6 protein-coding genes, 1 tRNA gene and 1 rRNA gene are annotated in these 5015 nt (G+C 39.9%); 7 read left to right on the top strand and 1 reads right to left on the bottom strand.

Going from position 1 to position 5015, the window contains the following annotated elements:
- The first annotated feature begins 760 nt into the window (after window positions 1-760).
- Window positions 761-1915: an aminotransferase class I/II-fold pyridoxal phosphate-dependent enzyme gene (locus AB685_RS26230; RefSeq protein WP_047973535.1), complete on the top strand. Its 1155-nt coding sequence runs from the start codon at window positions 761-763 to the stop codon at window positions 1913-1915.
- Here the strand turns inward: AB685_RS26230 and AB685_RS31865 are convergent.
- Window positions 1912-2067 (bottom strand): hypothetical protein, encoded by a 156-nt coding sequence (locus AB685_RS31865; protein ID WP_198530596.1) that lies wholly within the window; start codon window positions 2065-2067, stop codon window positions 1912-1914. The genes AB685_RS26230 and AB685_RS31865 overlap by 4 nt on opposite strands.
- A 165-nt stretch (window positions 2068-2232) precedes the next feature.
- Between AB685_RS31865 and rrf the strand changes: the two genes are divergently transcribed.
- From rrf to AB685_RS26200, 6 genes are all read left to right on the top strand, one after another.
- Window positions 2233-2349: ribosomal RNA gene (rrf, locus tag AB685_RS26225) — 5S ribosomal RNA — on the top strand.
- Window positions 2350-2404: 55 nt separating this feature from the next.
- A tRNA-Met gene (locus AB685_RS26220) sits at window positions 2405-2478 on the top strand.
- 171 nt (window positions 2479-2649) lie between these two features.
- Complete coding sequence (gene thiL, locus AB685_RS26215; protein WP_047973534.1) at window positions 2650-3636, top strand: thiamine-phosphate kinase; 987 nt, start codon at window positions 2650-2652, stop codon at window positions 3634-3636.
- An 8-nt stretch (window positions 3637-3644) separates the two neighbouring features.
- Window positions 3645-4112 (top strand): tRNA (adenosine(37)-N6)-threonylcarbamoyltransferase complex ATPase subunit type 1 TsaE, encoded by a 468-nt coding sequence (tsaE, locus tag AB685_RS26210; RefSeq protein WP_047973533.1) that lies wholly within the window; start codon window positions 3645-3647, stop codon window positions 4110-4112.
- On the top strand, window positions 4097-4813 hold the full coding sequence (tsaB, locus tag AB685_RS26205; protein WP_047973532.1) for a tRNA (adenosine(37)-N6)-threonylcarbamoyltransferase complex dimerization subunit type 1 TsaB: 717 nt from the start codon (window positions 4097-4099) through the stop codon (window positions 4811-4813). Before tsaE ends, tsaB begins: the two co-directional genes overlap by 16 nt.
- Window positions 4806-5015, top strand: a 210-nt coding sequence (locus AB685_RS26200; RefSeq protein WP_047973531.1) for a GNAT family N-acetyltransferase, incomplete at its 3' end; no start/stop codon positions are given. The genes tsaB and AB685_RS26200, both read left to right, overlap by 8 nt.

Genomic DNA, 5015 nt, shown 5'->3' with positions numbered 1-5015 from the left:
GTAGTTGGGGGCTTCCCCCTGTGAGAGTAGGACGTTGCCAGGCGATAAAGCATTCCATTTATGGAATGCTTTTTTTGATACATAAAGAGTAGAGAAGGTGCTAAAGAGCTTACTGGTCCGAAGGAACAGCAACTTCTTTGATTACTTCGTAGGATTCGCCGTGAAAAAGCTTCTATGAGAAACCTCGTGCCTTTCCCACTGTGAGACGAGTTCTTTCTCTTCGTGAGCCTTCGTGAAGAGCTCTGGAGCAAAGCGGCATGTAGAACCATCCCCGTAGGGGAGAAAGAATGAGCCAGGACGTTGCCAGGCGATAAAGCATTCCATTTATGGAATGCTTTTTTTGATGCATAAAGAGTAGAGAAGGCGCTAAAGAGCTTACTGGTCCGAAGGAACAGCAACTTCTTTGATTGCTTCCTTGATTTCATCATGAAGAAGCTTCTAAGAGAGACTTCGTGCTTTCCCCCCTGTGAGACGAGTTCTTTCTCTTCGTGAGCCTTCGGGAAGAGCGACGGAGCAAAGCGGCATGAAACCCCTCCCCGTAGAAGAGAAAGATTGAGCTAGGACGTTGCCAGGGGATCAAGCATTCCATTTATGAAATGCTTTTTTGATGCATAAAGAGTAGAAGGGCGCATGAGAGCTTACTGGTCCGAAGGATAAAATCGAATTATTCATACTATTTGAAGGTTTATGATGCGATAATGTGTTAAAGTTATTACTAGATAAAGAGAGTATTGACCTAGAGAAAAAGGAGTTGGAGATTATGCGTGAAAAACAATTTAACACACAAACAGTGCATTTCCAAAAAAAAGAGGCGTCTTATCATGTAAGTAAAGCTAAGCCTATTTATCAAACTACAGCATTTACGTTTACAGATCTTGATGATATGGAAAGCTTTTATGAAGGCGAAAAAAGTTATCTATATTCAAGGTACAGTAATCCAAATACCGATGATCTGGGAATTGGTGTAGCTCTTCTAGAGGGAGCGGAAGACGGCGTTGCTACTTCATCTGGAATGTCTGCAATCCTAGCAGGAATTTTAGCTGTGGCTAAGGAAGGTGACCATGTACTAACATCTGAAGATTTGTATGGAGGTACTTATCAGTTATTTGAACAAGAACTACCCAACATGGGGATAGAGGTAAGCTTTGTGTCCTTTACTGATTTGAAAAAAGTAGAAGCTGCTATTTCAGATAAAACAGTACTTATTTATACAGAGTCAATTACAAATCCTTTGCTTAGAGTTGAAGATCTATATGGCGTAATTGCACTTGCTAAAAAACATCACATCTATTCTATGATTGATAACACCTTTGCTACACCTTATTTACTAAAACCTACAGAACAAGGTGCGGATCTGATTGTACATAGTGCAACAAAATATATTGGCGGACACAGTGATGTAAATGCAGGTGTATTAGTGGGTAAAGAAGAGCTTATTAAAAAAGCTAAATCTAAAGTTGTCACATTAGGTTGCAATTTAACACCATTTGAGGCGTGGCTTGGTTGCAGAGGAATGAAAACATTAAGTTTACGAATGCAAAGACAATGTGAGAATGCAGCAAAGCTTGCTCATAAGCTAAGTGAATATTTAGGAGTAAGTAAGGTCTATTATCCAAAGAGTGTCTCAGAAAGAGGAAATGGGGCCATGGTTAGTATTGATTTAGCAGATGAGGTTAATATTGAAACCTTTTTTAAGGAGTTAAGCTGGGTTAAAATTGCTCCAACATTAGCTGGAGTAGAAACAACTGTTTCTTACCCATTGCGTACATCTCATCGAACGATTCCAGATCATCTTCGAGTTGATTTAGGGATTGGCAAACAGCTGGTACGAATTTCAGTCGGTATTGAAGACGAGCTTGATATTATTGAAGCTTTTACTCAAGCTATTGAAAAGGCCCAAACCAAACACCTTTAAAGGTGTTTGGTTTGGTTTAGATAGTCAAACATTTGCTGCAGTAGCGGGATATTATCTGTGGCTAGGAGAATAGGCAGAAATAAGATGGTTAATAGTAAGGCAATAGGAGAAAGGGTCATAATACGAAGAGCCTCATACATTCTCTTTTTCATAGGTTCCTCCTATAGGTAGTAACATACAGAAAAGATATTTTATATAGAATAATGGAGGGACAAACTATAGTGCAATAAAAGAATGTTTAAAAAAGAAATAAAAACCACTTGCAATGTATTTTTTGGTGTGGTATATTTATATATGTCTTAGAGAGACAAACAAAGTCTGGTGGCGATAGCAAAGAGGTCACACCCGTTCCCATGCCGAACACGGTCGTTAAGCTCTTTTGCGCCGATGGTAGTTGGGGGCTTCCCCCCTGTGAGAGTAGGACGTTGCCAGGCAAACAATTTTTTCTGAATAAGATCTGGTTGTTTGTTTATACTAACATTATAGCGTCGCGGGATGGAGCAGTCTGGTAGCTCGTCGGGCTCATAACCCGAAGGTCGGAGGTTCAAATCCTCCTCCCGCAATACCAAGAAGAAGTCGGAACTAATATGTTCCGGCTTTTTCTGTTATAACGAATGATTAGCTTGCCTATAATAGCTTGCACATCGCTTATCATTTCAGCTAAACTAATACAGATAACCTTAGGAACATCAATCCTAAGGTTTTTTGTAGGAGATGTATTCAGGAGGGTTAAAATGAAAGATGAGTTTTCATTTATATCAAGCATCACTCCAAAACAGATTCATCAACCTTCTTTGAACGTTGGAATTGGGGATGACGCTGCAATCTATAGTGGATCTACACAATACGATGAGGTTGTTTGTGTGGATACAATGGTCGAGGGTGTTCATTTTACCAAGAATACGCTTAGTCCTTATCAAATAGGTAAAAAAGCCTTAGCAGTTAATCTGAGTGATTTAGCTGCAATGGGGGCAATTCCCCATTATTTTTTGGTATCAATTGCAATATCTCCACAATGGACTGAGGAAGAACTAGAAGCTGTTTATAAAGGTATTAATGATTTAGCAAATAAGTATCAGACTGATTTAATTGGTGGAGATACTGTTTCAACTAAAGAAGGTCTAGTCATTACAGTGACCGTTATTGGAAGAGTCGAAGCAAGAAGAAGACTGCTTCGTTCTAATGCACAAATAGGAGATACGGTCTTTCTTACAGGCTATGTAGGAGGTTCAGCTGCTGGGCTTGCTTTATTACTTAAGTATGGGAGAAAAGCCGATTTCTCTAAGGAAGAAGAAAAACTTACTTTAGCCCATCAAGAACCGCAACCACAAATTGAAGCAGGGAGAATTTTAGCTCAATCAAACTTTCGTCTTTCATTAAACGATGTGAGTGATGGAGTGGCTAGTGAAGCGAATGAAATAGCAGAAGCGAGTCAGGTAAAACTTACAATTGATCCAGATAAACTCCCTTACCATCCTTTTTTAAATAATGGATTAGTTAACAAAAAGCTTGATTTTGCTTTATATGGTGGAGAGGATTTTCAGCTTATAGGGACTGTGGCTTCCGAACACTTTGAAGCACTCAAGAAAAAGTGCAGTGAGAGTGATATTTTGCTCACTAGTATTGGAGAAGTGAATGAAGGTGAAGGCTCTGTTTATTTAAAAAGAGCCGATGAACAAATTAAATTATTAAAAAAAGGCTATAATCATTTTTCTAAATAGGTGATCAGATGAATAAATGGACAATGAATACAAGCACTCCTGAGGAGACAGCGGAGTTAGCTAAGAAATTAGGAGAGATCGTTCAGCCTGGAGACGTCTTAACTCTAGAAGGCGATTTAGGTGCTGGAAAGACAAGCTTTACGAAAGGTCTAGCCAAAGGTCTTGGAGTAAAGCGTGTAGTTAGTAGCCCCACATTTACTATTATTAAAGAATATATGGGTAGAATCCCGTTATATCATATGGATGTCTATCGATTAAATGAAGGCGATGAAGAGCTTGGGTTAGAGGAATATTTTGAAGGAGAAGGTGTCTCAGTTATAGAATGGGCAAGTATCATTCATGAACAACTACCGAAGCATCGTTTGGACATTGTCATAAAACATACGGGCGAGACGACTAGAGAAATTCAATTCACCTCTCTAGGTAATCGTTACGAACAACTAAGTAAGGAGTTAGCACAATGGGCTACACATTAGCAATTGATACATCTTCATACGTATTGACTTTAGCGATCTCAGCCGAGAAGAAAATCGTTGGTGAAGTCACGACCAACATTAAAAAAAACCACTCTCTACGCTTAATGCCAGCTATTGATCAATTAATGAAGGATGTAGGGATATCAGCAAACCAATTAGAACGAATAGTAGTAGCGGAGGGCCCAGGCTCGTACACTGGTGTTCGTATTGCAGTTACAACTGCTAAGAGCTTAGCTTGGTCCTTAAATATCCCACTTGTTGGGGTGTCGAGTTTAGAGTTGATGGTGCAAACAGGACGCTATTTTAACGGCTACACCGTACCGATTGTTGATGCGAGACGGGGACAAGTGTTCACTTCTCTCTATAAAAGTGAACACAATCGGATGGTTGAAATACATGAAGATCGCCTAAGACTGCTAGGAGAATGGCTTGAACAATTAAAAGAAGTAGATGGCCCAATCTTGTTTGTAGGACAAGACCTTGACCTACATAGCGAGGAAATACGCGTAGTCTTGGGTGATCAGGCTGTATTTGCGCCTCATGCGATGAGCTTACCTCGAGGTGGCGAACTTGCTGCTTTAGGTTATGAAAAAGAAGCAGTACAATCGGTTCACACCTTTGTGCCACGTTATCTAAGGCTAGCTGAAGCGGAAGCAAAGTGGCAAAGTGAGCAGCAAAAGGTGCGTGAGTCAAATGATTGAGCAAGCAAAGTCGATTATCCGTTTAATGACAATCGAGGACATTGAAGCCGTTTTCCAAGTAGAAGAGGATGCCTTTCCTAYTCCCTGGAAACCCTCTGTTTTTATAAATGAATTACATGCTAATAAGTTTGCTCATTATTATGTCTGTGAGGTTGAAGGAGAGGTCATTGGCTATTGTGGCTTGTGGGTAATTGGGGAAGAT

It is taken from the genome of Bacillus sp. LL01 (assembly GCF_001037965.1).
This window is presented reverse-complemented; position numbering and strand designations above follow the sequence as displayed.